The sequence below is a fragment of the Litoreibacter ponti genome (assembly GCF_003054285.1).
GTDB lineage: Bacteria > Pseudomonadota > Alphaproteobacteria > Rhodobacterales > Rhodobacteraceae > Litoreibacter > Litoreibacter ponti.
The window spans coordinates 298,197-325,104 of record NZ_QBKS01000001.1 but is presented as its reverse complement, the minus strand read 5'-3'; the positions used below and the strand labels follow the sequence as shown (position 1 = coordinate 325,104).

The following is a 26,908-nucleotide window of genomic DNA, read 5'->3' as shown; positions in this document are numbered from 1 at the left end:
ACCGCTTGGGGGACAGCTCTTGACGCATACGAATTTTCGACAGGTCCTGAAGGCCGAGACTTGGGCTGACCATGAACGTGTCGATGGGCTGATCTCCACGCTTGATCTTTCGACCTTTGAGGACTTCGTGCGGTTTTTGACGATCCACCAAGGCTGCTTTGACAGCATCCGGGGCCTTATGCCCAAGGGCAGCGCTGCGTGGCGCGCCCTCGACGACATGGTGCGCGGGATAGAGACCGACCTGAATACATTGGGCGCATCTGCGCCTGTCCCTGCTCTCCCGAATCTTCGGACCCCCGACGCATTGGCGGTCGACTACGTGATCGAGGGCTCTCGCCTCGGAAGCAAGGTGCTTCGGCGCAGGTGGATGGCGGCAAGCGACCCGCGGGTCCGCAAGGCGGACGCCTATTTCTCGCTTCCGCCCGTGCCCGGCCGCTGGCGCGACGTCTGCGATCAGCTTTCTGCCATTTCCGTACCAAGTGAACGCGCGGGAAGAATTGTACACGACACCCGGATGTTGTTTTCTCTGTTCTACACCGCCGCCAGCGAAACGGCCGCACACCAACATCGGAGCGTGGAGCTTGCTTCATGAGACAGCACAACATGACTAAAGACACCGCGCAAGCCGTCGATCTGACCAATTGTGACCGCGAACCCATTCATCTGCTGGGCAATGTGCAGTCCTACGGGTGTCTGATTTCGACCTCTTCTGATCTGATGATCAATCACCTCTCGGCCAATTGCGCGACCTATCTGGGCCTTCAGCCCGACGAGGTGGTTGGACAGCGACTGGTCGACCTGCTGCCGGAGCGCACGATCCACGATCTTCGCACCAAGCTGCAGATGACCAGCAGCGGCGGGGCCGCGATCAGCCGACTGTTCGGCTATGACGTTCTGGGCGATGGCACCCTGTTCGACATCTCGATCCATGCATCCGGCCAGTCCTTCATCTTCGAATTCGAGAAGAAGGCCGAGGGCGAGGACCGCGATGATCTTTCGATGGTCCAGCCGCTGATTGCCCGGGTGAACAAACAGGACACGGTGCTGGCCGCCGCGCGCGAAGCCGCGATGGCGATGGAGGTGCTGTCCGGGTTCGACCGCGTGATGGTCTATCGTTTCACATCGGATGGGTCCGGCGAAGTCATCGCAGAGCGACATGCCGCGGGGATGGAGCCATTTCTGGGCCTGCGCTACCCCGCCAGTGACATCCCGCAGCAGGCCCGCGCGCTCTACAAGCGCAGCACGCTTCGCCTGATCTCCGACGTGAACGACGACGTCTCGCCCATCATTCCCGAGAAGAACCCCAACGGCGAGCCGCTGGATCTGTCCTTGTCGGTCACCCGGGCGGTGTCCCCGATCCATCTTGAATACCTGCGCAACATGGATGTCGCGGCATCTATGTCCGTGTCGATCCTGAAAGACGGCGAGCTTTGGGGGCTCTTTGCCTGCCATCATCGAACGGCCCGCTATGTGGACTACGAGCGCCGCACGGCAATCGAGCTGTTTGCGCAACTGTTCTCCTACGAGCTGGAGCGCAAGATCGAAGCCACGATCCGCGATGAAGAGCGCGAATCCCGCGCCCTGCACGACCGCCTGATGGTGCGCCTGTCCGCAGGCAGTGACCTGATCGAAAGCTTCGACATCATCGCCGACGAGCTGTCCCAGATCGTGGCCAATGACGGCGTCGCGGTCTTCTCCGAAGGGCGCTACATCGCGCGCGGTGCGGCACCCACAGAAGATGAATTCACCCGTCTCGCGCGGTTCCTGAACACAGCCCCGACCGGGAAAGTCTTTGCCACCGACAATTTGATCAAGGCCTACCCTGCCGCGGAAGACATGGCGGACCGGGTCGCAGGGCTGATTGCCATACCGATCTCGCGAACGCCGCGCGACTACATCGTGTTCTTCCGCCGCGAGATCGCGCGCTCCGTCAAATGGGCCGGCAACCCCGAAAAGCCCGTCGAGGTCGGCCCGAATGGCGTTCGCCTGACCCCCCGCAAAAGCTTCGAGGCCTGGACGGAAATCGTGCGCCACACCTCCGAGCCATGGACCGAAAGCGAACGCCGCGCGGCGGAGGCGTTGCGGATTTCCCTGATCGAGATCGTGCTGAAACTCACCGACGAAGCCAACGCCGAACGCCGCGCCGCCACCGAGAAGCAGGAATTGCTGATCGCCGAGCTCAATCACCGGGTCAGGAACATCCTGAACCTGATCCAGGGGCTCGTGTCGCAAAGCAAAACCGGGACCACCACCATCGAGTCCTATACCACCGTGCTTGACGGCAGGATCCAGTCGCTCGCACGGGCGCATGATCAGCTGACCCGGCAGGAATGGTCCCCCACCGCCTTGCGAAACCTGATCGAGGTCGAGGTGAAAGCCTTCCTCGATGGGCGGGACGACCGTCTGAAGATCACCGGCGACGCGCCGATGCTGGAGCCGGAAGCGTTTTCGACCATGGCCCTTGTGATCCATGAGCTGGTGACGAACTCCGCCAAATACGGGGCGCTGACCGACCGGTCGGGCCATGTCAGTATCGACCTGACCATTGCGGGTGACGGCGCGCTCCTGATCAAGTGGCGCGAACAAGGCGGCCCGCCGGTGCAGGCCCCCACCCGCCGCGGCTTCGGCTCGACCATCATTGAGCGCACCGTCCCGTTCGAGCTGAACGGCACCGTCGAGACGCGCTTCAAGCTGGCGGGCTTCGAGGCCGATCTGATGATCCCGTCGAAATATGTGACCGAAGGCGCGCCGGAACCGCTCGACACGGCAGATGCGGACGCGCAGGCGGACACGAAGGCTCAGGCGGCCTTGTCCGGCACGGTCCTTGTTCTTGAGGACAATATGGTGATCGCCTTAGATGCGTCCGACATCATCACCGCGCATGGGGCCACCGACGTCAAACTCGCCAGCTCCGTTGATGCGGCACTCAAGATCTTGGGAAGCGAAGACCTCACCATGGCCGTGCTGGACATCAATCTGGGCAGCCAGACCTCTTTGCCGGTGGCGCAAAAGCTCGATGCGATGAAGATCCCGTTCGTGCTCGCCACGGGGTATGGCGACGTCCAGAGCATCGTGAGCGAATACCCCGAGGCGCCGGTTGTTCAGAAGCCGTTTACGGCCGAAAGCCTGGCCAAGGAGATCGACAACGCGTTGTCGCGGAAGCAATGAAGGCTTGATGGCGGGACACGGGACAGGTTTCGCCTTTCGCGGGCACCGTAGCCACGGACTGAAAAGCTCTTGGGATTTCATAAGTCGGTACTGACGGTGCCGGACAGCTATCCTGAGCACGCCGCGGCAAGTCTGGCCCCCGCCATGCGCACCCCATTTGCACGAAAGGGTATTTCGGGCCATGATTTCGTCATGAGTGGGGGAATTTTGATGATTAGAACAGTCTTGATCGCATCTCTTTTGGCCGCAGCGCCTGCCTTTGCCGCGGATTCCGACAATCCAATCAAGGGCATGAGCGAAGTCTCCATGAAAGTGGGGCAGTCCAAAGTGATTTGGGGCTGGCGGGGTGAATGTGGAAAGCGCCCGAAGGGCGTTGATCCGAACCGAACCCGCGCGACCAAGCTTGGGGTCTTGAGAAACGGCAAATGGGGCGTCTTCAAGAGCCGCAGCTGTGGCGGCTGGACCCCGGCCTCTGAGGTCATCTTCACCGCCAAGAAAAAGGGCCGTGAAGTCATCCGAACGCAGTTTGACCAGAAGATCACGATTACCGTGCGCTGATCGCTGAGGCGCAGCTGCGCTAGGAATGGAAACAAGAGGCGCAAGGCACGCCGTTCACGCGCGACTATCGCGCCGATGGGATTATCTTCCACGACGCCGCGGGAGTATCAGCCGCTCGTAGCCCCCGCAGCGTCCTTGACCGCGATTGCAATCTTGCCGACATGGGCTTTCGAGGCAAAGGCCGCCTGGGCCGCGGGCAGCTCCTTGAGCGGGAAGCTCAGGGCGACGCCGGGGCTGAGCTTGCCCGCCTCGACGTAGGAAATCAGGTCAGGCATGATCCTGTCGGGCTGCTGTGTCGATCCAAAGAACGTCAGGTCCCGCAGGTAGAGCTTACGCACGTCAAGCTCCACAATCGGACCCGCGATGGCCCCGGACACCACGTAGCGGCCTCCGTCGGCGAGCCCGTCGAGCAGCGGCACAAATGCAGGCCCCGCCACGAGATCAACGATCACATCGAAGCCGCCCCGCGCCGGGGCCTCGTCCCGCCCGATGATATGGTCCGCGCCAAGCGCGCGCACGGCGTCCGCCTTGGCCTGCGACGTGACCGCGGTGACCTCTGCCCCGCGCATCTTGGCCAGCTGCACCGCGGCCGAGCCGACCCCGCCCGACGCGCCGGTGATCAGAACCCGCTCCGCCCTGACCGACGCGCGCTGCAACATGCCTTCGGCGGTGGAATAGGCGCAGGGCAGCACGCCAAGCTCCAGATCGGACCAGTCGCTCTCAATGCGCAGCGCATCGAAACTGCGCGCGCAGCAATACTCGGCAAAGCCGCCATCACATTCCGACCCCATGGTCCAGACCGCGCCATCGCGGTTTTGCATCGTGCGCACCAGCACACGCTCGCCCACGCGGGCGGGTGGCACATCTGCGCCGACCTCAACGATGCGCCCGCAGATATCTGCGCCCTGTATCCGCGGCAAGGACAAGGCCGACCCGGACCACGCGGCATCCTCAGTGGAGGTCTGGGTCACGCCGTCGGTCGCCCCGCGCACGCTCTCGGAATACCAGCCGATGCGGGTGTTGATGTCGGTGTTGTTCACCGATGATGCGGCCACCTCGATCAGCACCTCGTCGGGCTCTGGGCTGGGGATCGCGAGGTCCTCGCGCCATTGAAGCATCTCCGGGCCGCCATGGCCCACCAGTTGCCATCCACACATCGTCTGCGTCATTGCAGTCCCTCCATCTGTCGCCGGATCAAGCCCCCTTTCCAAGCCTGCTGCAAGCCGATAGAGGCGAGATCATGGAACTCGCCACCGCCATCACTGCCTTCGTCACGCTCTTCGTGGTGATCGACCCGATCGGGCTTGCGCCGCTCTTCGTGGCGCTGACCCGCGGCATGGAATTCCGCCAGCGCCTGAAGATCGCGACCCGCTCCTGTGCGGTGGCCTTTGGCATCCTGACCGTGTTCGGCTTGGCCGGAGAGGTGATATTGGAGTTCATCGGCATCTCCATGGCGGCCTTCCGCATCTCGGGCGGCGTGCTGCTGTTTGTGACCGCGCTCGACATGCTGTTCGAGCGGCGCACCCAACGGCGCGAGGATCAGGCGGACGGGCCCCCGGACGAGGACCCGTCGGTCTTCCCGCTCGCCATGCCGCTGATCGCGGGGCCCGGTGCCATGGCCACCATGATCCTGCTGACTGGTACGCCCGGGGCCGACACCGCCTATATCGCCGCGATCCACGCGGTGATGCTGGCGGTCGTGGCGGTTGTCTTTGCGCTGTTCCTGATGGCGGGGCTGATGGAGCGGATCATCGGCGACACCGGCATCAAGGTCATCACCCGGCTGTTGGGCATGTTGCTGGCCGCGCTGTCGGTGCAATTCGTGCTCGATGGGCTGCGCGAATTCGGGGTGGTGGCAGGGGCGTGATCGAGGCCCTATATCTAGATCATGACAGATGATGATTATGGACGGCTGATCTACCTCGTGCTTCTGGGCGCGGTGGTTGGCGGGTATTTTCTGGTCTCCCAGCGGGACCGGATCGGCGAGGCGCTGCGCGGTGCGATGCTCTGGGGCATCATTTTCGTGGGCGTTATCATCGGCTACGGGCTGTGGAACGACCTGTCGCAGACGGTGATGCCCCGCCAGACGGTGCTGACGGAGCAAGGCCGGATCGAGCTGCCGCGCCAGTCCGACGGACATTACTACATGACGCTCAATGTGGGCGAGACGCCGGTGAACTTCATCGTCGACACCGGCGCGTCGAATGTCGTGCTGAGCAAGCAGGACGCGGCGCGGGTCGGTATCTCCGAGGACGAGCTGTTCTTCACCGGCCGCGCATCGACCGCGAACGGCATGGTGCGCACGGCCCGGGTGACGCTCGATGATGTGACGCTCGGCGGCATCGATGAAGGCTCTGTCCGGGCCTACGTCAACGACGGCGAGCTGGAGACGTCCCTGCTGGGTATGGACTACCTCGAGCGGTTCGAGCGGATCGAGATCAACCGCGGCACGCTCATACTGGAGCGGTAGATCAACGCCTCTGCCACGGCGATATTGACGAGCCATGCCAGGACCATCATCGCATCCCGCGCCAGGCCCGTCGCGTCCGCCCCGAATACTACCATCCATGTGATGCCGAAAACCGTCTGCGTCGACGCGCCTTGGGCGATGGCATAGGCGCGCAGCATCGCGGCGCTGTGGCTTGGCACGTTGCGTGTGCGGATCGCGACAACGGCCCAGACGATCAGCGCCATCATCGCCAAGCTGAAGATCAGGCGCGCGGTGTAGAGCAGAGGGCCTTGCAGCTCCGGCGGGAAGACGAAGACAAGGGTCATCCAAAGCCCTGTGGCCGCACTGATCAGACCTGAAAACACGATCCATCGCCCGGCCGCGCGATGCAGGCCCGGGTGGTTGGCCCGAAGGGTCGGCAGGAATTGCAACGCGCCAAACAGGCAAAAGACAAAACTCCCCAGGATATGAAGCAGGATCGGCAAGGGTTGCAGGCTTGCGCGCAGGTTTTCGGGGATGACGCTCAAGCCGCCCGCAAGCTCCGCCACGCGCAGCAGCCCGCCAAAGGTGGGGATAAAGGAATAGATGAGGATGAAGGTCAAAAGCGCCCATTCGCGCCGTGTCAGGGATGCCATGATGAGCCATTTCTTGCAGGTGTTTCGCATGCTGGAATAGGCGCGATCGGGACCTTCAGAAATTGGTGAAATCTGCAGAATGGTTCTGCATTTTTGGACCAGCCCGGCCATGGCCCGCCAAACCGCCGCGCGCGGCGCTTTCCGTAGGCCATGGTGAGTTATCAATTCCGGAAGACGTCTTCACCCCTCAGGAAGGTCAGTCGCAAATGACGATGAGGGTCGTGTTTGAGCCCTCTCTACCGCTTCTCCGCGTTGGATCCAAAAGCCGCTTTTGTGTTCGATTTGGAAACAATGAGGGCGTTTATTCCGGTTTTGTTCCATCTCACTGGTAAAATACGTGGATAATCTGACCCACGCTCCCCTTGGATGATGACAGATGAGGAACCTGTGTTTATCCTATCTCCCCATCGTAACGGCGTATCACAACGTGATCGGTAATGGCCTTTGGAGCCCATTATTTTGAGAGGGGGATATAACGATGACACTTAAGACGATTGTCGCAATAGTCACTGGGTTAAGTGCGGCTGGCTTTGCCGGTGCCGCAACGGCGGCCACGACATTTACGAGTGAAGCGAATTACTTGACCGCGATCGGCGGATCTGCGGACGTAAGCGAGAACTTCAACAGCTTTCTCGCTGATCAATCCTTCCGCAATTCATCCTTTGACGTCGGTCCGTTTTCTCTCAGTTCTTCGGGTTCCAATCAGAACAGAGATACTCAGAATCAGATCGACACCGATCCGTTCTCGTTCGGAACCTTCGCGGACGTGAATGGGTCACCCTTTGCCCATTTCTTCCTGAGTGCCGGTGTTACAACCGCGACAATCAGCTTTGACACTGCGATCACCGGGTTCGGAGCGACGTTCAAAGAACTGGCGACAAGTACCGAAATTCTGCTGACCACGAATCTTGGTACCCGCACTATCAATCAGAACATTGGAATTGATGTCGGCTTTTTCGGCTTCACGCTCGATGCGGGTGAAACGGCGACTGCATTGACATTTTCCTCGACCAATCGTGGCGACGGATTTGGCATGGACAACGTGCTCCTGAGCAACAGTACACCATCACCCGTGCCGCTGCCTGCCGGGTTGCCGCTCCTTTTGGGTGGGATGGGCTTGCTTGCATTCATGCGTCGGCGCAAATCAAGCTGAACCTTCTCTCCATGAGGGGCGTCGGACGAGTACCACGCCCCTCATGCTCGCCTAGCGGACCATGGCGCAGATGCAGCGCCCGTCTTGATACCCCGCAGTCCAGACATTGAACTAAAGTCTTTTCGCGAAAGCGCTCTGGCGGTTGGGTGGAAAAGACTGAGCTGCGTGTTGGGAATCTAGCAGTATGGGGTCCCGGAAAGCGTAAGTCGCTGTGCGCCTGCAAGGCGGATCAGCCGCCCTGGGAACGCTTCATCGCCTCAATCACGCTGTCGCGCGATCTGACCGCGCCGGTTTGCAGATACTCCATCGCCCGCAGCGATGCCTCGTGGGCCTCGACAGACGAGCCGCCGACACAGTCTTCAACCACGCGGCAGAAATAATCCGACTGGTGGCCGTCCACGAAAGTGTAATGCACGCAGACATCCGTCAGCCCGCCGCACAGGATCAACGTGTCGACCTGCAAGCCGCGCAGCAGGATCTCCAGATCGGTGCCGAAGAAGGCCGAGTAGCGGCGCTTGGGGACGGCGTAATCGCCCGGGCGGAAGCCCATTTCCTCTTTCGCGATCGCGGTTCGGGGATCCCCGTCGAGGCAGTGAATATCCTCGTCCCCGTCCAGCTCGCGGCCGAAATCGACCAGATCGGGGCGGTGGACCTCCTGGATGAAGATCACCGGGATCGCGGCGTCATGGGCCGCGTCAACCAACGCGCGGGCGGCCAGCATCCGGTCCTTGTAGCCGGGCATATTGGCGATGGAGCGCTCTTCGCTGTCGTCGATGAACGTGCTCTTCTGGATGTCGATCACGATCAGGGCGGGCTTGCCCTCGATCAGGTCGCGCGTCTGTTTTTGTGTGTTGGCCATGAGTGCCCCCTTGTCGCGCCCTGCCCCTCAGCCCTCGGGCTTCGGGTGCTGCGCCTTCATTTCCCAGCGGCCGCTTTCCTGCGACCAGTACTGCGCCTCACATCCGGCGGCGGTCAGCGCCTTCCATTGGGCGCGGGCCGTTGTCACGGCGTCGCCGTCATTGCCGTCGAACAGGATCATCGCGCGGTCTGACGCCGCGATCTCGGGCGCGCTCAGCTCTGCCCCGTCGAGCGAGACGAGGCAGGACGCGCCATTTGGCACCTCGCCACCCTCGGTCAGCAGGATCGGCTGGTCTGCATCATGGGGCCCGCCCGCGCGGCCATGGGGCAGGAAGCCATCATTGGCCGTCCAGAGCACCTCGTCGAGACGGTCGAGCCGATCCGGCGCGGCCCCGCGGACCACCACGCGCCACCCTGCCCCGCGGGCCTTGCCCAAGAGCATGGGCAAGGTGACCTCAACGGGCTGCGTGGTCATGTGGTAGAAGAAGACCGCGCCCACGCCCTATTCGCCCTCGAAATTGTCCGCGATCAGGCGGTTGAGCGCGCGAACGCCCCAGCCGGTGGCGCCTTTCGGGGCGAACTCCGTCTCGGATTTGACCGAGGCCACGCCGGCGATGTCGAGATGGCACCACGGCGTCTCTGGCTTGACGAAGCGCTGCAGGAACTGCGCGGCGGTGATTGAGCCTGCGGGGCGGCCGCCCACGTTCTTCATATCCGCGATGCGCGATTTCAGCTGGTCGTCATAGGCCTTGCCCATAGGCATGCGCCATGCGCCTTCTTCCTCGGCCCCGGCGGCTTTCAAGAACGCATTCGCCAGCGCGTCATTGTTGGAGAAAACGCCCGCATTCTCATGGCCCAGCCCGATGATGATCGCGCCGGTGAGCGTGGCGAGGTTGATCATGCCGATGGGCTCGAACCGCTCTTGCGCGTACCAGAGAACGTCGGCCAGCACGAGGCGACCTTCGGCGTCGGTGTTGATCACCTCGATCGTGTCACCCTTCATGGATGTGACCACGTCACCCGGGCGCACGGCATTTCCGGACGGCATGTTTTCCACCAGCCCGACCAGCCCGACCACATTGGCCTTGGCCTTGCGCGCCGCCAGCGCCTTCATCACGCCCGATACGACGCCCGCGCCGCCCATATCCATGGTCATGTCTTCCATGCCGCCCGCGGGTTTCAGCGAAATGCCGCCCGTGTCGAACACGACGCCCTTGCCAATCAGCGCGAAGGGCTTGTCGCCTTTCGCCCCGCCGTTCCATTCCATCACGACGACCTTTGACGGGCTGTCAGAGCCCTGTCCAACACACAGAAGCGAACCCATGCCGAGCTTTTCGAGGTCTTTCTCTTCCAGCACCTCGACCTTTAGACCCAAAGACGTCAGCTCGGACAGCTGGCTGGCGAATTCGGTCGTGGTCAGCACGTTGGCGGGCATGTTGGTCAGGTCGCGGGTGAAGAAGACGCCGTCCGCGATGGCCTTGAGCGTCTCGAAGGCCGGGGTCACCTCGTCCGGGGCATTTACGATGAAGGTCGCGCCGGAAGGCTCTGTTTTTTCTGCCGTTTTCTGATCTGTGTACTCATAGGCGCGCAGGGCGTAGCCGAAAGCCACCTCTTCGGCCCGGCGCAGGTTGCCGCAGAGCACATGCAAAGCGGAACTGCCGGGCTGCTTGGCCAGCGTCGCCCCTGCCTTGCGCGCCTCGGACACGCCCGGACGACGGGCGAGCTTGACGATGATCACCGCTTCGGCGGCGACGTTCACCGGATAGGCAAGGTTCATCGCCTTGCCCTCGTCGAGCTTCTCGAACGCTTCGCTTTCCACCGCGCGGGCCACGGCGCCCCGGGTCAGGCGATTGACCCGCCGTGCGGTCACATCCAGCGTTCCGGCTTGCGGCACGAAGATGGCGAGACGGCCCTCGGCCTCCTTGATGGCGTCGATATCGGTGGCGGCGAAGGTTACGGGATGGAGTGCTGTCATGGGGGCTTTCCGGGATGTGGTGATGAACGGTCGCCACATAGCTAGCGCGCTCCCTCCGCAATGACCAGAACCCCCTGTTGCGACCCCAGATTTTGCGCTAAACCCGCAGGTAATAACTAAGGAGGACAGGGCGTGGCACGATTCGACAGATATATGCTGTCGCAGCTGTTGATCCTGTTTGGCTTCTTCTCTCTCGTATTGGTGTCTGTCTACTGGGTGAACCGCGCCATCGGGCTGTTCGACCAGCTGATTTCCGACGGGCAGACGGCCATCGTTTTCCTTGAGTTTACCCTGCTGACCCTGCCCTACGTGATCCTGATCGTTTTGCCGATCTCGGCCTTCGTGGCGGCGGTGTATGTCACCAATCGACTGACCTCGGATTCAGAGATGGTCGTGCTACAGACCGCAGGCGCCTCGGCGCTCAGGATCGGGCGCCCGGTGATCTATTTCGGGGCCATCGTGGCCCTTCTGGTCGGCATCCTTGCGCATATCCTGGTGCCCGCGGCCCGGACAGAGCTTGCAGGCCGCAGCGCCGAGATCAGCCAGGACATCACCACGCAATTCCTCAAGGAAGGCCAGTTCGTGCACCCGACGAACGCGATCTCCGTCTATGTGCGCAACATCACCGAGCGCGGCGAGATGGAGGAGCTGTTTCTCGAGGATAGCCGCAATCCGGAAGCCGTCGTGACCTATACCGCCCAGCAAGCCCTGCTTGTGCGCGGCGAGACCGGCCCGCGGCTGGTGATGCGCGACGGGCTGGCCCAGACCTTCCGGCCAGACACGGGACGGCTGTCCACCGTGGCCTTTCAGGATTTCGCCTACGATATCGGCGCGCTGATGAACGATGACGGCACGCGGTCGCGCGATCTGCGCGAGTTGCCAACGACGGTGCTGCTGAACCCGACGCCCGCGCAGCTGGCCTCGGCCAATGGCGAGCTGGCCGATTTCCTGTTCGAGGGGCACGACCGCTTCGCCAAATCGCTTTTGGCTATCGTGGTGCCCTTGATGGGGTTTGCCGCGCTCATGGTCGGCGGCTTTTCGCGCTTCGGGGTGTGGCGGCAAGTGATCTTCGCCGTGGTGCTGATCATCCTCGTGCAGCTCGTCTCCAACGTGGCCGAAGAGGCCGCGCGCGAAGACGCGTCGCGCTTCTGGATGGCGTATCTGGCGCCTGCGACGGGGGCCTTGATCGCCGGGGTGATCCTGTTTTTTACATCGCTGCGTCGCCTGCGCGGCCGGACGCCTGCAGGTGTGCCGACATGAGGCTCGATCTCTACTTTGCGCGCCGCTTTGTGTGGTCCTTCACGCTGGTGTTCGGCGTGTTCTTCGGCATCGTGCTGCTCATTGACCTGGTCGAGCAGATGCGCCGCTTCGACAGCGATCAGGTCGGCGTTTTCGAGGCGGGGCAGCTTGCGCTGCTCAACGCGCCCGCCACCATGTACCGGATGCTGCCCTTGCTGGTCGTGCTGGCGACGATCACGCTGTTCCTTGGCCTCGCGCGCACGTCCGAGATGGTCGTCACCCGCGCCTCTGGCCGCTCTGCCCTGCGCTCGCTGATGGCGCCGGTTCTGACGGCGCTGTTCTTCGGCGCTGTGGGCGTGGCGGTGCTGAACCCCATCGTGGCGGGCACCTCCAAACAGTTCGAGGTCGTCTCGGGCCGCTATGCCAGTGGCGGGGCGTCGGTCACCTCTGTCTCCGACGAGGGGCTGTGGCTGCGTCAGGCCAGCGCCGGGGGGCAGGTCGTGATCCGCGCCGCGCGATCCAACCTTGATGGTACGCGGCTGTTCACCGTCAGCTTCTACGGGTTCGACACGTTCGGCAAGGCCACCTACCGGGTCGAGGCCGCGGAGGCGCTGCTGGAGCCAGGCCAATGGGTCCTTTCGAAGGCCAAGCGCTGGACCTTCACCGAGACCGAGAACCCTGAAACCGGCGCGGTCGCGCATCCCAAGCTCAGCATCGCCTCCGACCTGACCCGTGACCAGATCCGCGACAGCTTTGGTGATCCGTCCTCGATCCCGATCTGGGAGCTGCCGCGCTTCATTCGCCAGCTTGAACGCGCGGGCTTCTCGGCGCTGCAACACCGCGTCTGGCTCAACATGGAGCTTGCGAACCCGGTGCTGCTGGCCGCCATGGTGCTCATCGGCGCGGGCTTCACCATGCGCCACACCCGCTTCGGGCGCACCGGACTGATGGTGCTGTTTGCGGTCCTGATGGGCTTTGGCATCTTCTTCCTGCGCAACTTCGCCCAGGTCCTTGGCCAGAACGGCCAGATCCCGATCCTCGTCGCCGCATGGGCGCCGCCGCTGGCAGGCATCTTCATGTCGCTCGGCCTGCTGTTCCACACGGAGGACGGCTGATGCGGAGCCTTCTGTTTGCCGTGATGCTGGCCCTGGCCGCCCCCGTGATGGCGCAGCAATCGCCCGAGCAGACCGCAAGCCTCGTGGCCGACAGCGTGACCTTCGCGCGCGACACGGGCGAGCTGAGCGCGCAGGGCAATGTCGAGGTATTGCAAGACGGCGTGCGCCTGCGGGCGCAGTCCATCCGCTACAATGGCGAGACGGACAGGCTGGTCGTCACCGGCCCGATCTACATCACCGACCCGTCCAGCGACACGGTGATCGCCGCCGAATTTGCAGAGCTGTCGGGCGACCTGCGCGACGGCGTTCTGCGAAGTGCCCGGGTCGTCTACGCCCAGCAGTTGCAACTGGCCGCCGTCGAGCTGCGCCGCACCGAAGGGCGGTATACCCAGCTCTACAAGACCGTCGCATCAAGCTGCCATATCTGCGAGAACAACCCGACGCCGCTGTGGGAAATCCGCTCCAAGCGGGTGGTCCATGATGCAGAAGAGCGGCAGCTCTATTTTGACGAGGCCACCTTGCGCGTGCTTGGCGTGCCAGTGTTCTACTCCCCCTATCTGCGGCTGCCTGACCCGTCGGTCGAGCGGGCGTCGGGCTTCCTGGTCCCGGAGCTGCGCTCGAACGGCGATCTGGGGGTGGGCCTGCGCACGCCGTATTTCTTCACGCTGGGCGATCACGCCGATCTGACGCTGACCCCGTGGCTGACTTCCAAGGGCGCAAAGACGCTCGAGGCGCGCTACCGGCAGAAATTCCGCTTTGGCGAGATCGATTTGAACGGCGCGGTCACTGACGACAACGTGGCCAACCTCGACAGCCGTGGCTACCTGTTCGCCGAGGGCAGCTTCGTGCTGCCGCGCGGCTTTACCGGCAAGTTCGACGTCGAGCTGACCTCTGATCAGGGCTACCTGCTGCTTTATGGCTTCTCCGACAAGGACCGTCTGGACAGCGCCATCTCGGTCGAGCGCGCCCGGCGCGACGAGTATATCGGCGCGGAGCTGATCCACTACAAATCCCTGCGTGACGAGGACGACAACAAGACGATCCCAACGATCGTGGGCGATGCGAGCTACATCAAGCGCTTCTCCCCCGCCCTGCTGGGCGGTATCGCAACCCTGACCGCCGAGACCCATGGCCATTTCCGCCGCGCCGACGACGACCCGACCAATGAAGGCTTGTCGCGCGACGTGGTCCGCCTCACCACCGCGGCGGAGTGGCGGCGCGACTGGGTGATGGGCAACGGAATGCTGCTGGCGGTCGACACGGCGCTTTATGTCGATGCCTACAAGATCCGACAGCCACGTCCGGACCCGGTGCTGGCATTTGACGACCAGATCGAGGTCACACCCTACGCCGCCATCGAGTGGCGCTGGCCGATGCTGCGCCAGGGCGCGCGGGCGCGGCACCTGCTGGAACCGGTGGTGCAACTCGTGATCACCAAGGATCAGCGCAACCATGTCGACAACGAGGACAGCCTGCTGGTCGAGTTCGACGAGGCCAACATTTTCGAGTTCTCCCGCTTCCCCGGTGCCGATCAGCGCGAGCAGGGCAACCGGCTGAACCTCGGCGTGACCTACACCCGCCTGTCCAACACGGGCTGGTCACTGGGCCTTACGGTGGGCCGCATCCTGCGCGATGATGATCTTTCGCAATTCAGCGGCTCTACGGGGCTGACGGGCAGCTCGTCGGACTGGCTGGTGGCCGCACAGCTGAAGGTGGGCGAGCGGTTCGATCTGATCAATCGTGCGGTCTTCGACGACCAGTTCTCCTTTGCCCGCAACGAGATGCGGATGAGCTGGACCGGCGACCGGCACCGGCTGGGCTCGACATTCGCGTGGCTCGAGGCCGACACCAGCGAAGGCCGCGATATGGACACGTCCGAGCTGGCCATCGACGGCGCCTACCGCGTCTCGCGCCACTGGACCCTGTCCAGCGAGCTGCGCTACGACTTCGTCAACGACCGCACCACCCGCGCGGGCGTGGGCGTCAGCTACCAGAACGAATGTGCGAAGATGGACCTTTCCGTCTCGCGCCGCTTCACGTCTTCGACTAGTGTAAGCCCAACGACGGATTTGAACCTCTCGGTCCAGCTCGCAGGCTTCGGCGCGCGCGGGATCGGCGGGACCAGCTTTGCCCGCCAGTGCAACGGATAGACGGGCGATGGATATAAAAGTGCAAGTGACAAGAAGAAGAGCAGAGCAGACGAGACCCATGCCGAAAAATGCGCTCCTGACCCGAATGATCGGCGCCGCGATGGCCGCCGTTATGCTGATGATCCCCGCCGCGCCCTCTTCCGCGCAGCAATCGCAATTCGCCTCGACCGAGCTGTTCAAGACCGCCTTCGTGGTCAACGATCTGGTCGTCACCAATTACGAGCTGCAGCAGCGTCAGCTGCTCTTGCAGCTGCTGCGCACCCCGGGCGACCCCGCAGAGGAGGCGCGCCAGGGCCTCATCGATGACCGCCTGCGCCTGACCGCGACCCGGCGCGCGGGCATCACGCTGACCGACGAACAGATCCTCGACGGCATGAACGAATTTGCCGGCCGCGCGAACCTGACCGCCGACCAGTTCATTGCCGAGATCGAACGCTTCGGCGTCGCCGCCCAGACATTCCGCGATTTCGTGGCCGCGGGCCTTGCGTGGCGCACCCTGGTGCAAAGCCGCTTCGGCCCCCGCAGCCAGCCCAGCGATGCCGAGATCGAGCGCGCCCTTGCCCTGCAGGGGGGGCGTGGCGGCGCGCGGGTCCTGCTGGCAGAGATCGTGCTACCGCTGGCCCCACCCGTGGCAGAGCGCAATCAGGCCCTTGCCGCACGGCTCGCCGACAGCATCAACACCGAGGCCGCGTTCAGCGCCGCCGCCCGGCGCTACTCCGCCGCCCCGACTCGCGGACGCGGCGGCAGGCTCGACTGGCTTCCGATCGGCAACCTGCCCCCGCAGCTGCGCGGCGCGGTTCTGACGCTCGCCCCCGGCGAGACGACCGAGCCGATCAGCCTCGGCAATGCAGTGGGCATCTTCCAGCTGCGCGGCCTTGAGGAAACCGAGGCCGACACCCCCGAATCCCAAGCGCTGGAATACGTCACGATCCTGTTCCCGGGCGGGCGCACCGAGGCCACCCTCGCGGAGGCGCGCGCCTTTGAGGGGCGCTATGACACGTGCGACGACCTCTACGCCCCCGCAAAGAAGCTGCCGCCCGAGTATTTCGACCGCGTGGTTCTGCCCGCAGCCGATGTGCCGGGCGACATCGCCCTTGAGCTCGCCAAGCTCGACACCAACGAGGTGTCCACCGGGCTCACCCGTCAGGATGGCGCTTTCCTTGTCTACCTGATGCTCTGCGGTCGCACCCTGGCCCAGCCAGAGCTGGCAGACGCCCCGGCACCTGCCGCTGATGGCGACGGTGAGGGCGTTGACGGCGAAGAGATCGCAGCACCGGTGCAGATCGACCGCCGCGCGCAGGTGCGCGAGCAGCTGTTCAACCAGCGCCTCACCTCCTTTGCCGACAGCTTCCTCGAAGAGCTGCGCGCCGACGCCAACATCGTGGAGAAGTGACCATGCGCCCCGTGGTGCTCAGCTGCGGTGAGCCTGCGGGGGTTGGCCTGGAGATCGCGCATAAGGCGTTCGACGCCCTGCGCGGCGAGGTACCGATGGTGCTGATGGCTGACCGCGCCCATGTGCAGGGCACGGTCACCGAAATCACCGATCCGACCGCCGTCTTCGGGCAGGAGAACGCCCTGCCCCTGCTCCACCATCCGTTCGACGGCGACGCCCGTCCCGGCACCCCGGACCCGCGCAATGCGCAGGGCGTGATCGACGTGATCGCACGCGGGGTCGAGCTGGTGACGCGCGGCGCGGCTGCCGCGCTCTGCACCTTGCCGATCCACAAGAAGGCCCTCAAGGACGGGGCGGATTTCGCCTATCCCGGCCACACCGAATACCTCGCCGCTCTGGCGGGTGTTGAGCGGGTGGTCATGATGCTGGCCTGCCCCGAGCTGCGGGTCGTGCCGGTGACAATCCATATCGGCATCGACGCCGTGCCCGCAGAGTTGACTGAGCCCCTGCTGGTCGAGACGATCACGATCACCCATGCCGCCCTGATCCGCGATTTCGGCATCCCGGAGCCGCGCATCGCCGTCGCGGGGCTCAATCCCCATGCGGGCGAAGGCGGCACGATGGGCACGCAGGAGCAGACAATGATCATCCCCGTGCTCGAGCGGCTGGCGGCCGAGGGCATGCGCATCACCGGCCCCGGCTCTGCGGACACTATGTTTCACGCCGCCGCCCGCGCGGGCTACGATTGCGCCGTGTGCATGTATCACGACCAGGCGCTGATCCCGATCAAGACGATCGACTTCGTAGGGGGGGTGAACGTCACGCTCGGCCTGCCTTTCATCCGCACCTCTCCCGACCACGGCACCGCATTCGATATCGCGGGCAAGGGGGTGGCGGATCCGACCTCCACCATCGCCGCCCTGCGCATGGCGTGGCAGATGGCGGGCCAGCGGGGCACCCGCTGATATGGCGCAGATCGACGGCCTGCCGCCCCTGTCAGAGGTCATCCGCACGTATCAATTGTCGGCCAAGAAATCACTGGGCCAAAATTTTCTGCTGGATCTGAATCTGACCGCCAAGATCGCGCGGCAGGCGGGTGATTTGGCGGAATGCGACGTGCTGGAGGTCGGCCCCGGCCCGGGCGGCCTGACCCGCGGGTTGCTGGCCGAAGGCGCAAGGCGCGTGCTGGCGGTCGAAAAAGACCCGCGCTGCCTGCCGGCCCTTGAACAGATCGCGCAAGTATATCCCGGCCGCCTGCAGGTAATTGAAGGCGACGCGCTGGAGGTCGACGCGCTTCAGCACCTCACCCCGCCCATTCGCGTGGCCGCCAACCTGCCCTACAATGTCGGCACCGAGCTTCTGGTGCGCTGGCTCACGCCGAAAGACTGGCCGCCCTTCTGGCAAAGCCTGACGTTGATGTTCCAACGCGAGGTGGCCGACCGGATCGTGGCCGCACCGGGGACCAAGAAATACGGGCGTCTTGCGCTGCTGGCGCAATGGCGCGCCGATGCGCGCATCGTCATGGAACTGCCGCCAGAGGCTTTCGTGCCCGCGCCCAAGGTCCATTCTGCGGTGGTCCACCTGACAGCCCTGCCCGCCCCGCGGTTTGACGCGGACGCGCACGTCCTGAACCGCGTCGTCGCAGCCGCCTTCAACCAGCGCCGCAAAATGCTGCGCGCCGCCTTAAAGCCGCTGGGACCGGATATGGAAGATCGTCTCAAGGCCGCTGGCATCCCCCCGACCGAGCGGGCCGAACAGGTCTCGCTCGAGGCCTTTTGCGCGCTGGCCCGCGAGGTCGCCAAAACCTGACCGCATTTCCATTTGGTCAGAAATACTCTCCGGGGGATGCCCATGCGGCGGGGCGTGAAACGCCCCGAGAGCATAGATCAATCGCGCGCGCCGCAGGCGCACATTTGGATCAGCCCAGCAGCTATTCCGCCGCCGGGGTCTCTGGCGTCTCGTCGGCGTCTGCCACCTGGTCCGCCTTGGGTTTGCGCGTGCGCGGCTTGCGCTTCGGCTTGGTCTCGGCGGTCTCCACAAGGCCGCTCTCGTCGGAGCTTTCCTCAGACAGGTCAATCACGTCCGCATCGCCGCTCTTCTTGGCCCGCGACCCGGAAGCCGCGGCAAGCGCCGCAGGGGACATGTCGTCCACGTTCACATCAGGCTGCTCGCCCCCTTCGGAGCTGTCCTGGCCGCGATTGCGATTGCGCCCGCCCTGATTGCCGCCCTGATTCTGGTCGTTGTTCTGCTGCTGCTTGTTGCGCTGCGCCTGCTGCTGGGCCTCGTGGGCCTCGCGGCGGGCTTCCTGCTCTTTCAGCGCCTCGCCCAGCATGCGGGCATAATGCTCGGCGTGCTGCTGGAAATTCTCGGCCGCCACACGGTCATTGGACAGCTGCGCATCGCGGTGCAGCTGCTGGTATTTCTCGATGATCTGCTGCGGGGTGCCGCGCACCTTGCCCTCGGGACCGGAGCTGTCAAACACGCGGTTCACGATATTGCCCTGGGGGCGGTTGTTGTTGTTGCGATTCTTGCCGCGCGAGCGGGACTTCGAAGATCTCATGTGATTTTGGTTCCAGCCGTTAGAGCTTTGGTCTTTCGTTTTCGATCCTGACCGCTTCTTGGCTCGCGGCGTCCCAATGACTAGGATCGAGACCTTATTTTTGGCTTAAGCGTAGGGGGCGCTGTCACGCCTGCGCCCTACTGGTGCGACAAAACCAGCCGCAGGCATGATTTGCAAGCTGATTCTGGCACTTGATGTGTCTTTCAGGCGGATTCTGGCGCTTTTGCCCGGATCACCCGGTCGCGCCCATCAAGGTCCGGGATGCATGCAATCTCGCGCCAGCCACCGGCGCGCAGCAGGTTTTGCACCGCCTCACGCTGATCGAATCCAATCTCCAGCAGCAGGTAGCCATCCTTCGCCAGATACGCGCCCGCCGCCCGCGCGATGTTGCGGTAGGGCTCCAGCCCGTCGCCCCCCGGGGTCAGCGCGATGCGAGGCTCGAACCGCTGCACGGTCGGGTGCAACTCGCCATAGGCGGCCTCAGAGATATAGGGCGGATTGGCGGTGATCAGATCGAACCGGCCTTCGATCGCGGCAAACCAATCGCTCTCGATGAAGCCCACGCGGTCCCCCACGCCCAGCTTGGCCGCATTGCGCCCAGCCACCTCCAGTGCCGCGACCGAGACGTCGCTGCCCACCCCCGTGATCGATCCACGCTCGGCCAGAAGCGACAGCAAAATACAGCCCGTCCCCGTCGCCAGATCAAGCACCGTGTCAAACGGCAGGCTCAGCGCCGCCTCCACCAGCGTCTCGGTATCGGGGCGCGGGTCTAGCACGTCCGGCGTGACGATGAACTCATGCTTCCAGAAGGCGCGGCGCCCGGCGATATGCGAAAATGGCTCGTGAGTGGCCCGCCGCGCGGCCAGCTCCAGCAGATCCGCCCCGATCTCGTCCGCCAAAGCCTGCAACCGCCGCGCCTCGTTCGACGGGTCCGGAATACCCGCTTCATGCAGCCGCACGATGGCGCTCGACAGCGGGTCGCTCATAGCCCTTCGGCGGCCAGCAGCTGCGCCTGCGCATCGGCCGCGAGCGCGTCGATGATCTCGTCCAGATCACCCTGCATCACCTGATCGAGCTTGTAGAGCGTCAGATTGATCCGGTGGTCCGACATGCGCCCCTGCGGAAAGTTGTAGGTCCGGATACGCTCGGACCGATCGCCAGAGCCCACCTGCGCCTTGCGGTCCGCCGAGCGCTCTTCATCGATCTTCTGGCGCTCCAGATCATACAGCCGCGCGCGCAGCACCTGCATGGCGATCTCGCGGTTTCGGTGCTGGGATTTCTCAGAGCTCACAACGATAATCCCCGTCGGGATATGGGTGATCCGCACAGCACTGTCAGTGGTGTTGACATGCTGCCCGCCCGCGCCCGAGGCGCGCATCGTGTCGATGCGGATGTCCGTGGCTGGGATGTCGATATCGACTTCTTCCGCCTCCGGCAGCACCGCCACCGTCGCGGCAGAGGTATGGATGCGCCCGCCGCTCTCGGTCACCGGCACGCGCTGCACCCGGTGCACGCCGCTTTCGTATTTCAGCCTCGCAAAGACCCCTGCGCCCTGCACATGGGCCGTCACCTCCTTGATGCCGCCCAGCTCGCTTTCCTGCATCTCGATGATGTCGAATTTCCAGCCGCGCGCCTCGCAATACCGCCGGTACATGTTCAACAGATCGCCCGCAAACAGCGCCGCCTCATCGCCGCCCGTGCCAGGCCGGATCTCGATCATGGCAGGCTTGCTGTCGGCCTCGTCCTTGGGCAGCAGCGCCAGTTTGATCTGGGCCTCGGCGTCGGGAAGCGCCGCTTTCAGGCCCGGCAACTCTTCCTCCGCCAGCTCGCGCATCTCCGGGTCGGCCAGCATCGCCTCAGCCTCGTCGATATCGGACAGAAGCTGGCGGTAGGCGGCCACCTGATCGGCCACCGGTTTCAGGTCGGAATATTCCCGACTGACGCCTGCGATATCATCCGTGTCGCCCGAGGCAAGGCGCGCCTCAAGATACTCAAACCGTTCGGTGATTTGCTGAAGTCTGTCGAGGGGCACCATGACGCACTACTGTATCCTTGGCGAGTTGGGGTCAAGTATGGTACTTTTTCAGACATGAAAAAACTTGCGCTCGTATTTGCTTTTTGCGCCGCGCCATTGGCGGCTGACGTCACCTCCCCCTCCGGCAAGACGGTTGATTGCTTTTGCACCGATAAATCCGGCGCCCGGGTCGAGCTGGGGGAGCAACGCTGCATGTCCGTGGGCGGGCGCGTCTACATGGCCAAATGTGAGATGGCATTGAACGTGCCGTTCTGGCGCGAAACCGGTCAGAGTTGCGTGTTGGGCTAGCCCACCGCGCGCACGTCCAACCAAACCTTAACGCCTCTCGCATAGAACCCGGCCCCGGGTACCCAAGCGCTCCGGTCTGGCAACCGGGGCATCCAAACCAGTGAAGATCAGGTGGCATCACCGCCTGATGCGCATCAAAGCCCCGGGGAGGTAAACCCCGGTGATCTCACACTGAGACAACGCCAAACCAAGTACGAGCAGCCCCTTTCTTTGTTCCAAAAATACGGCGGAGGGGTCTGGGGAGGCAACGCCTCCCCAGCGGATCGACGGGCCGACAGGCCCGGCGACCAAAAAGCCTGCCTTAATTCCCAAAAGGCGAAAGCCACTCCCGCAGGCGCGCCTCGTTGACGCCGAAATCCTTCACGCCGTAGACCTGACGGCCCTTCATCGAAATCTCTGTCCCGCCGCCCTCTCCCCGGTCAAGCTGGACCACGGTCACGTCGGGAAATCCAAAGACCTGGCTGCGGGTCACGAAAGTCGCGATGCGGCGGGTGTCGTCGGGTCCCTCGCTCAGGCTGCCCGCAAGCAGTTGGGTCCGCGGTGTGCTCTCGATCCGCTCCGCCAGTGCCGCGCCGAGCTGGGTCAGCTCCATGTCGCTTTTGACCGCCGGAATGTCTCCGCCCTGCCCGACCGAGAACTGCCCGTCGCGCCCTGAGACCAACTCGGGCCTAAGGTCCTGCACATGGTATTTCGCGGCATCCACCGGGCGGACACGCACCATCGCCGCGCCGGCCAGCGCGACCATCATCAAGACGAGGAGGATGTATTTCAGCATCTACTCGGCTGCCTCCTGCGTCGCCGCCTCCGCCTCGAGCGACGCAGCCTTCTTCTCCACCTGCTCGACGATATGCTCGATCATCTCGTCATTGCTCAGCTTGTGGCTTTGCTTGCCCGCTAGATAGACCATGCCTGAGCCCGCGCCGCCGCCGGTGAAGCCCACATCCGTCATCAGCGCCTCGCCGGGCCCGTTGACCACGCAGCCGATGATCGACAGCGACATCGGCGTCTTGATGTGCTCGAGCCGCTTTTCCAGCTCGGCCACCGTTTCGATCACGTTGAAGCCCTGGCGCGCGCAGGAGGGGCATGAAATGATGATCACGCCGCGGTGGCGCAGCCCCAGCGATTTCAGGATTTCGTAGCCGACCTTCACCTCTTCGACCGGGTCGGCGGACAGGGACACGCGGATCGTGTCGCCGATCCCCATCCACAAGAGATTGCCCAGGCCGATGGCCGACTTGATCGTGCCTGAAACCAGCCCGCCCGCCTCGGTGATACCCAGATGGATGGGCGCGTCGGTCGCGTCCGCCAGCCCCTGATAGGCGGCGGCGGCGAGAAACACGTCAGACGCCTTGCAGCTGATCTTGTATTCGCGGAAGTCGTTGTCTTCCAGGATGCGGATGTGATCGAGCCCGCTTTCGATCATCGCCTCCGGGCAAGGTTCGCCATATTTATCAAGCAGATGCTTCTCAAGGCTGCCCGCGTTGATCCCAATACGGATCGAGCAGCCATGGTCCTTGGCGGCCTTGATGACCTCGCGCACCCGGCTCGCGTCGCCGATGTTGCCGGGGTTGATCCGCAGGCAGGACGCGCCCGCCTCGGCCGCCTCGATGGCGCGTTTGTAGTGGAAATGGATGTCCGCCACGATCGGGACGGTGACTTCTTTGACGATCTCGCGCAGCGCGGTGGTGGAGCTTTCATCAGGCGTCGAGATGCGCACGATATCGGCGCCTGCCTCAGCGCAGGCATTGACCTGCGCGACGGTCGCCGCCACATCCGAGCTGTCGGTGTTGGTCATCGTCTGCACCGTGATCGGCGCGTCGCCGCCAACAGGCACATTTCCCACCATGATCTGGCGGGACGCGCGGCGGTCGATATGACGCCATGGACGGATTGCGTGAAGGGACATGGGGCAGCGCGCCTCGCCTAACAGTTCGGGTTAAGGAAGATATAGACCCGCGCGCGGTGCCTCGCAACGCAAGTGTCAGATTATTCTGACGCTCCGTCGCCCGCCGGGACAGCCGTGGTGGCCATCGCGGTCAGCGTATCGGACAAAAGCGGCTCGGTCGTGTCGGCCAGCGCGTAGTTCTCGGTGATCGCCTCGATCTCGAGCGCGACGTTCTTGGCCACGGATGTGCCCGGACCCGCCGGGCCATATGTCTCGCCATTCACGTTGAAAAACAGCGACCCGGAATTGCCCGCACGCAGGATCGGGGTCTCGTCGGTCTGCGGCACGGTGTAGGTCTCGCCTGCGTCGAGGATCTTTTCAAACAGGACAGAGCCATCGGCGTTTGCGACCCGCACCCAGGCCGGGCGCGTCGCAAACAGCACAACGCCTTGCTGGGCAAGGGCGGTCACCTGCGGGGTCGTTGGCGCTTCGAACTCGGGCTCGACCGGCGCGGTCAGCTGGCTCACCGCGAAGCGCTCATCGCCGTCCTCGACCAACGCGCCAATGCTGCTGGGATCAAGCGCCGCGATCGGCCCGTCGCGCGCGGTCAGAACGGGCGCTTCCAACGCCTGTGGGCGGTAGAGACGATCCAGCGCGTCGGGCGCTGGCGCTACAAATCCGCTAGCGACCTCGGTCGGCGCGGCGATGTCCGGCGCGGTCGGCACCGTCGGTGCGGTCGACACCTCGGCCACAAGGCCCGGCGACTGATCGACCGGTGCGAATTGCACGCGTTGAATTTCCTGCAGCACCGAATAGCCGCCATAGCCCAGCGCGCCGATCAGCGCGAACAAGACCGCGATGGAGCCGATGGCCCCCGGCTCAACCCGGGAAAAGATGCTCTCTGAGACCGGCGCGAAAGGCGTGACGGGGCGCATGATCGCCTCTTCGCCCACGACACGGGAGCGCACAGGCGCCTCTTTCTTGGCGGCCCCGCCGGACAGCCCTTCGACCCCCGCAAATCCGCTTTCTTCGCAAAAGCGCGCATAGGCCCATTCCGGGTCCATTCCGAGATAGCGCGCGTAGGATCGCACGTAGCCCGCGATGAAGCCCGGCGTCTCGAAGACGGATGGATCGCAGTTTTCAACGGCGGCAATGTAGGTGGCTTTGATCTTGAGCTCGCGCTGCACATCGAGCAGCGACTTGCCGAGCGTGGCGCGTTCGCCCCGCATCATATCGCCCAGACGCATTTCATATGCGTCGAACCCCCGAGTATCCTCGGTTGTCTCCGATTTGGGCTGTTTAAATCGCCCCAGCATCAGCATCTGCCCGCTTTATTGTTCCGTTACCCGTTTTGCGGTTCCGATTCGCCCCCAGCGGACCGCATTTCGGTTAAGATAGCACAAACGCGTGAGGTCGTGCAGGGTGGAATGCGGCTATCCGGCCAGCTCGGCGCGATTCAGCGCACACTGCCCCCACAGCCCATCAAGCGCATTGACAAGCGCGTCAGTTTCCTTCGGCCCGTGCACCGGAGAGGGCGTAAACCTCAGCCGTTCAGTGCCGCGGGGCACGGTCGGGAAGTTGATCGGCTGCACGTAAATTCCGTACTGATCAAGCAGCATGTCTGAGATCATCTTGCACTTCACCGGGTCGCCCACATGGACCGGCACGATGTGGCTGCCATGGTCGATCAGCGGCAGGCCTAGCCCCTTGAGCCGCAGCTTCAGCGCAGCCGCCGCATCCTGATGGCGTTGGCGCAGCGCGGCGTCGGTCTTGAGATGCGCGACCGAGGCCGCAGCCCCCGCCGCCACAGCCGGTGGCAGCGATGTGGTGAAGATGAAGCCCGGCGCATAAGATCTTATCGCGTCGCACATTTTGGCGGACGCAGCGATGTAGCCGCCCATCACGCCATACGCTTTCGCGAGCGTGCCGTTGATGATGTCGATGCGCCCCATCAGGCCGTCGCGCTCCGCCACGCCGCCGCCGCGCGGGCCGTACATGCCCACCGCGTGGACCTCGTCGATATAGGTCAGCGCGCCAAATTCATCGGCCAGATCGCAAATTGCCTCGATCGGGCCGAAGTCGCCATCCATGGAATAGACGCTCTCGAACGCGATGAGCTTGGGCACATTGGCCGGGATCGCCTCGAGCTGGGCGCGCAGGTCGTCGAGATCATTGTGCTTGAAGATTCGTTTTGCCCCGCCATTGCGGCGGATACCTTCGATCATGGAGGCGTGGTTCAGGCTGTCGCTGAGGATCACGAGCCCGGGGAAGAGCTTGGGCAGGGTCGACAACGTTGCGTCATTTGCGATGTAGGCCGAGGTGAACAGCAGCGCTGCCTCTTTCTTGTGCAGATCGGCCAGCTCCGCCTCGAGCCTCTTGTGATAGACGGTCGTCCCGGAGATGTTTCGCGTCCCGCCAGAGCCCGCGCCGGTGGCCTCCAGCGCCTCGTGCATCGCGCGCAGCACCACCGGGTGCTGGCCCATGCCCAGATAATCATTTCCGCACCAGATCGTGACGTCCTGCGTCGTGCCGTCCTCCCGCGTCCACTGCGCGTGGGGGAAATTGCCGCGCACCCGCTCCACGTCGATGAAGGTCCGGTAGCGGCCTTCGTCATGCAGGCGTTGCAGGGCGGCGTCGAGTGCAGCGTCGTAAGTCACGGGGGCGGCAGCCTTCTTAATGCGTGGTTGCGACGGTATATATTGCAAAAGCGCGCCGGGCATAGGCTACAATTTGCCGCCCCACGAAAAAGTCAAACGCCGATAAGCGTCGCGCCGACCGCGATAGAAGACACGCCCGCGCGCTCCATGCTACAAGTACACACGCCCGGCACGATGGCCGGTGCGATGGAGTGTTTATGTCGACGATTGCGGCCCGCCGCTAACCTGCTCTCTTGATGCAAGAGGCACGAGACTTCGACCGGGCCTTGGCCCGACACATTCCGTGTGCGCATGGCGCACCGACTGAAAGACAAATATCCAATGACACTGACCCAAACCACCGCGGCCGATATCGCGCCGCTTCAAGACCTGCTCGACCGGATCGCGCTCTTCCCCGGCGAGATGCTGCCTGACATGATCGCGAGCTACCTGAACGGCGACACGATGCAGCTTTGGCTGACGCTTCGCGAGGGCGATAAGCCTTTGGGCTTTTGCTTTGCCGAGCCGGAGCAATTGACCGAAGGCACCTGGAACATGCGCGCCATCGGCGTCGCGGCCGATGCGCAGCGATCAGGTCACGGTGCGACGATTGTCTCGGGACTTGAGGCGCGGTTGCGCGATCTTGGCGCCCGGCTTTTGATCGTCGACACCGCCAGCTCCGAAGAGCTGGCCCCGGCGCGCGGGCTCTACCGCAAACTGGGCTACGCCGAAGAGGCACGCATCCGTGACTTCTGGGCCCCGGGGGAAGACAAGATCGTCTACTGGAAGGCCTTGAGCTAGGCACCGGGTG

26 protein-coding genes are annotated in these 26,908 nt (G+C 63.8%); 14 read left to right on the top strand and 12 right to left on the bottom strand.

Going from position 1 to position 26,908, the window contains the following annotated elements:
• Positions 1–19: 19 nt before the first annotated feature.
• The 3 genes from C8N43_RS01715 (at position 20) to C8N43_RS01705 (ending at position 3,726) form a co-directional block, all read left to right on the top strand.
• Positions 20–592: a biliverdin-producing heme oxygenase gene (locus tag C8N43_RS01715; RefSeq protein WP_107843967.1), complete on the top strand. Its 573-nt coding sequence runs from the start codon at positions 20–22 to the stop codon at positions 590–592.
• Positions 593–603: 11 nt separating this feature from the next.
• Positions 604–3,168, top strand: coding sequence for an HWE histidine kinase domain-containing protein (locus tag C8N43_RS01710; protein ID WP_107843966.1), 2,565 nt, complete (start codon positions 604–606; stop codon positions 3,166–3,168).
• Between the two features lie 210 nt (positions 3,169–3,378).
• Complete coding sequence (locus C8N43_RS01705; protein ID WP_146174142.1) at positions 3,379–3,726, top strand: hypothetical protein; 348 nt, start codon at positions 3,379–3,381, stop codon at positions 3,724–3,726.
• 107 nt (positions 3,727–3,833) lie between these two features.
• Here the strand turns inward: C8N43_RS01705 and C8N43_RS01700 are convergent, their stop codons facing one another.
• Positions 3,834–4,895, bottom strand: coding sequence for a zinc-binding dehydrogenase (locus C8N43_RS01700; protein ID WP_107843964.1), 1,062 nt, complete (start codon positions 4,893–4,895; stop codon positions 3,834–3,836).
• 68 nt (positions 4,896–4,963) lie between these two features.
• Between C8N43_RS01700 and C8N43_RS01695 the strand changes: the two genes are divergently transcribed.
• Positions 4,964–5,593 carry a MarC family protein gene (locus C8N43_RS01695; protein ID WP_425437074.1) on the top strand — a complete coding sequence of 210 codons (630 nt, stop codon included), beginning with the start codon at positions 4,964–4,966 and terminating at the stop codon, positions 5,591–5,593.
• Positions 5,594–5,614: 21 nt separating this feature from the next.
• On the top strand, positions 5,615–6,196 hold the full coding sequence (locus C8N43_RS01690; RefSeq protein ID WP_107843962.1) for a retropepsin-like aspartic protease family protein: 582 nt from the start codon (positions 5,615–5,617) through the stop codon (positions 6,194–6,196).
• Here C8N43_RS01690 and C8N43_RS01685 read toward each other — a convergent pair.
• Positions 6,136–6,810 (bottom strand): DUF2306 domain-containing protein, encoded by a 675-nt coding sequence (locus C8N43_RS01685; protein WP_107846195.1) that lies wholly within the window; start codon positions 6,808–6,810, stop codon positions 6,136–6,138. The two genes, C8N43_RS01690 and C8N43_RS01685, sit on opposite strands and share 61 nt — an antisense overlap.
• A 478-nt stretch (positions 6,811–7,288) precedes the next feature.
• Here C8N43_RS01685 and C8N43_RS01680 point away from each other — a divergent pair, with 478 nt between their 5' ends.
• Positions 7,289–7,963: a VPLPA-CTERM sorting domain-containing protein gene (locus tag C8N43_RS01680; protein WP_107843961.1), complete on the top strand. Its 675-nt coding sequence runs from the start codon at positions 7,289–7,291 to the stop codon at positions 7,961–7,963.
• A 229-nt stretch (positions 7,964–8,192) separates the two neighbouring features.
• On the opposite strand, the gene C8N43_RS01675 is transcribed toward C8N43_RS01680, so the two are convergent.
• Genes C8N43_RS01675 through C8N43_RS01665 form a run of 3 tightly spaced genes read right to left on the bottom strand, consistent with a single transcriptional unit; the run spans position 8,193 to position 10,796 of the window.
• Positions 8,193–8,822, bottom strand: coding sequence for a cysteine hydrolase family protein (locus C8N43_RS01675; protein WP_107843960.1), 630 nt, complete (start codon positions 8,820–8,822; stop codon positions 8,193–8,195).
• Positions 8,823–8,849: 27 nt separating this feature from the next.
• Positions 8,850–9,320, bottom strand: coding sequence for a DNA polymerase III subunit chi (locus tag C8N43_RS01670; protein WP_107843959.1), 471 nt, complete (start codon positions 9,318–9,320; stop codon positions 8,850–8,852).
• A gap of 3 nt (positions 9,321–9,323) precedes the next feature.
• On the bottom strand, positions 9,324–10,796 hold the full coding sequence (locus tag C8N43_RS01665) for a leucyl aminopeptidase (protein ID WP_107846194.1): 1,473 nt from the start codon (positions 10,794–10,796) through the stop codon (positions 9,324–9,326).
• A gap of 132 nt (positions 10,797–10,928) precedes the next feature.
• On the opposite strand from C8N43_RS01665, the gene lptF reads away from it, so the two are divergent.
• Genes lptF through rsmA form a run of 6 tightly spaced genes read left to right on the top strand, consistent with a single transcriptional unit; the run spans position 10,929 to position 18,502 of the window.
• Positions 10,929–12,056: an LPS export ABC transporter permease LptF gene (lptF, locus tag C8N43_RS01660; RefSeq protein WP_107843958.1), complete on the top strand. Its 1,128-nt coding sequence runs from the start codon at positions 10,929–10,931 to the stop codon at positions 12,054–12,056.
• Entirely contained in the window at positions 12,053–13,150 is a 1,098-nt protein-coding gene (gene lptG / locus C8N43_RS01655; protein ID WP_107843957.1) for an LPS export ABC transporter permease LptG, read from the top strand. Before lptF ends, lptG begins: the two co-directional genes overlap by 4 nt.
• The gene (locus tag C8N43_RS01650) at positions 13,150–15,300 is read left to right on the top strand and encodes an LPS-assembly protein LptD (RefSeq protein ID WP_158269888.1); all 2,151 of its coding nucleotides are present in this window, start codon (positions 13,150–13,152) and stop codon (positions 15,298–15,300) included. Before lptG ends, C8N43_RS01650 begins: the two co-directional genes overlap by 1 nt.
• Positions 15,301–15,358: 58 nt before the next feature.
• Entirely contained in the window at positions 15,359–16,693 is a 1,335-nt protein-coding gene (locus C8N43_RS01645) for a peptidylprolyl isomerase (RefSeq protein WP_245912879.1), read from the top strand.
• 2 nt (positions 16,694–16,695) lie between these two features.
• Positions 16,696–17,658: a 4-hydroxythreonine-4-phosphate dehydrogenase PdxA gene (gene pdxA, locus C8N43_RS01640; RefSeq protein ID WP_107843955.1), complete on the top strand. Its 963-nt coding sequence runs from the start codon at positions 16,696–16,698 to the stop codon at positions 17,656–17,658.
• Between the two features lies 1 nt (position 17,659).
• Positions 17,660–18,502, top strand: a complete 843-nt coding sequence (gene rsmA / locus C8N43_RS01635; RefSeq protein WP_107843954.1) for a 16S rRNA (adenine(1518)-N(6)/adenine(1519)-N(6))-dimethyltransferase RsmA — start codon at positions 17,660–17,662, stop codon at positions 18,500–18,502.
• Positions 18,503–18,623: 121 nt separating this feature from the next.
• On the opposite strand, the gene C8N43_RS01630 is transcribed toward rsmA, so the two are convergent.
• The 3 genes from C8N43_RS01630 to prfA form a co-directional block, all read right to left on the bottom strand.
• Entirely contained in the window at positions 18,624–19,253 is a 630-nt protein-coding gene (locus tag C8N43_RS01630) for a DUF4167 domain-containing protein (protein ID WP_107843953.1), read from the bottom strand.
• Positions 19,254–19,456: 203 nt separating this feature from the next.
• On the bottom strand, positions 19,457–20,239 hold the full coding sequence (prmC, locus tag C8N43_RS01625; RefSeq protein WP_107843952.1) for a peptide chain release factor N(5)-glutamine methyltransferase: 783 nt from the start codon (positions 20,237–20,239) through the stop codon (positions 19,457–19,459).
• A complete protein-coding gene (gene prfA, locus C8N43_RS01620; RefSeq protein WP_107843951.1) occupies positions 20,236–21,288 on the bottom strand; it encodes a peptide chain release factor 1 in 1,053 nt (350 codons plus the stop codon). Before prfA ends, prmC begins: the two co-directional genes overlap by 4 nt.
• A 54-nt stretch (positions 21,289–21,342) precedes the next feature.
• Here prfA and C8N43_RS01615 point away from each other — a divergent pair, with 54 nt between their 5' ends.
• Entirely contained in the window at positions 21,343–21,576 is a 234-nt protein-coding gene (locus tag C8N43_RS01615) for a hypothetical protein (RefSeq protein WP_107843950.1), read from the top strand.
• 301 nt (positions 21,577–21,877) lie between these two features.
• Here the strand turns inward: C8N43_RS01615 and C8N43_RS01610 are convergent, their stop codons facing one another.
• From C8N43_RS01610 to hemA, 4 genes are all read right to left on the bottom strand, one after another.
• Complete coding sequence (locus C8N43_RS01610; RefSeq protein ID WP_107843949.1) at positions 21,878–22,351, bottom strand: DUF1499 domain-containing protein; 474 nt, start codon at positions 22,349–22,351, stop codon at positions 21,878–21,880.
• Entirely contained in the window at positions 22,352–23,482 is a 1,131-nt protein-coding gene (gene ispG, locus C8N43_RS01605; RefSeq protein WP_107843948.1) for a flavodoxin-dependent (E)-4-hydroxy-3-methylbut-2-enyl-diphosphate synthase, read from the bottom strand.
• An 80-nt stretch (positions 23,483–23,562) separates the two neighbouring features.
• Complete coding sequence (locus C8N43_RS01600) at positions 23,563–24,777, bottom strand: helix-turn-helix domain-containing protein (RefSeq protein ID WP_107846192.1); 1,215 nt, start codon at positions 24,775–24,777, stop codon at positions 23,563–23,565.
• 117 nt (positions 24,778–24,894) lie between these two features.
• Positions 24,895–26,118, bottom strand: a complete 1,224-nt coding sequence (hemA, locus tag C8N43_RS01595) for a 5-aminolevulinate synthase (protein WP_107843947.1) — start codon at positions 26,116–26,118, stop codon at positions 24,895–24,897.
• Between the two features lie 321 nt (positions 26,119–26,439).
• On the opposite strand from hemA, the gene C8N43_RS01590 reads away from it, so the two are divergent.
• The gene (locus tag C8N43_RS01590) at positions 26,440–26,898 is read left to right on the top strand and encodes a GNAT family N-acetyltransferase (protein WP_245912878.1); all 459 of its coding nucleotides are present in this window, start codon (positions 26,440–26,442) and stop codon (positions 26,896–26,898) included.
• Positions 26,899–26,908: the final 10 nt, after the last annotated feature.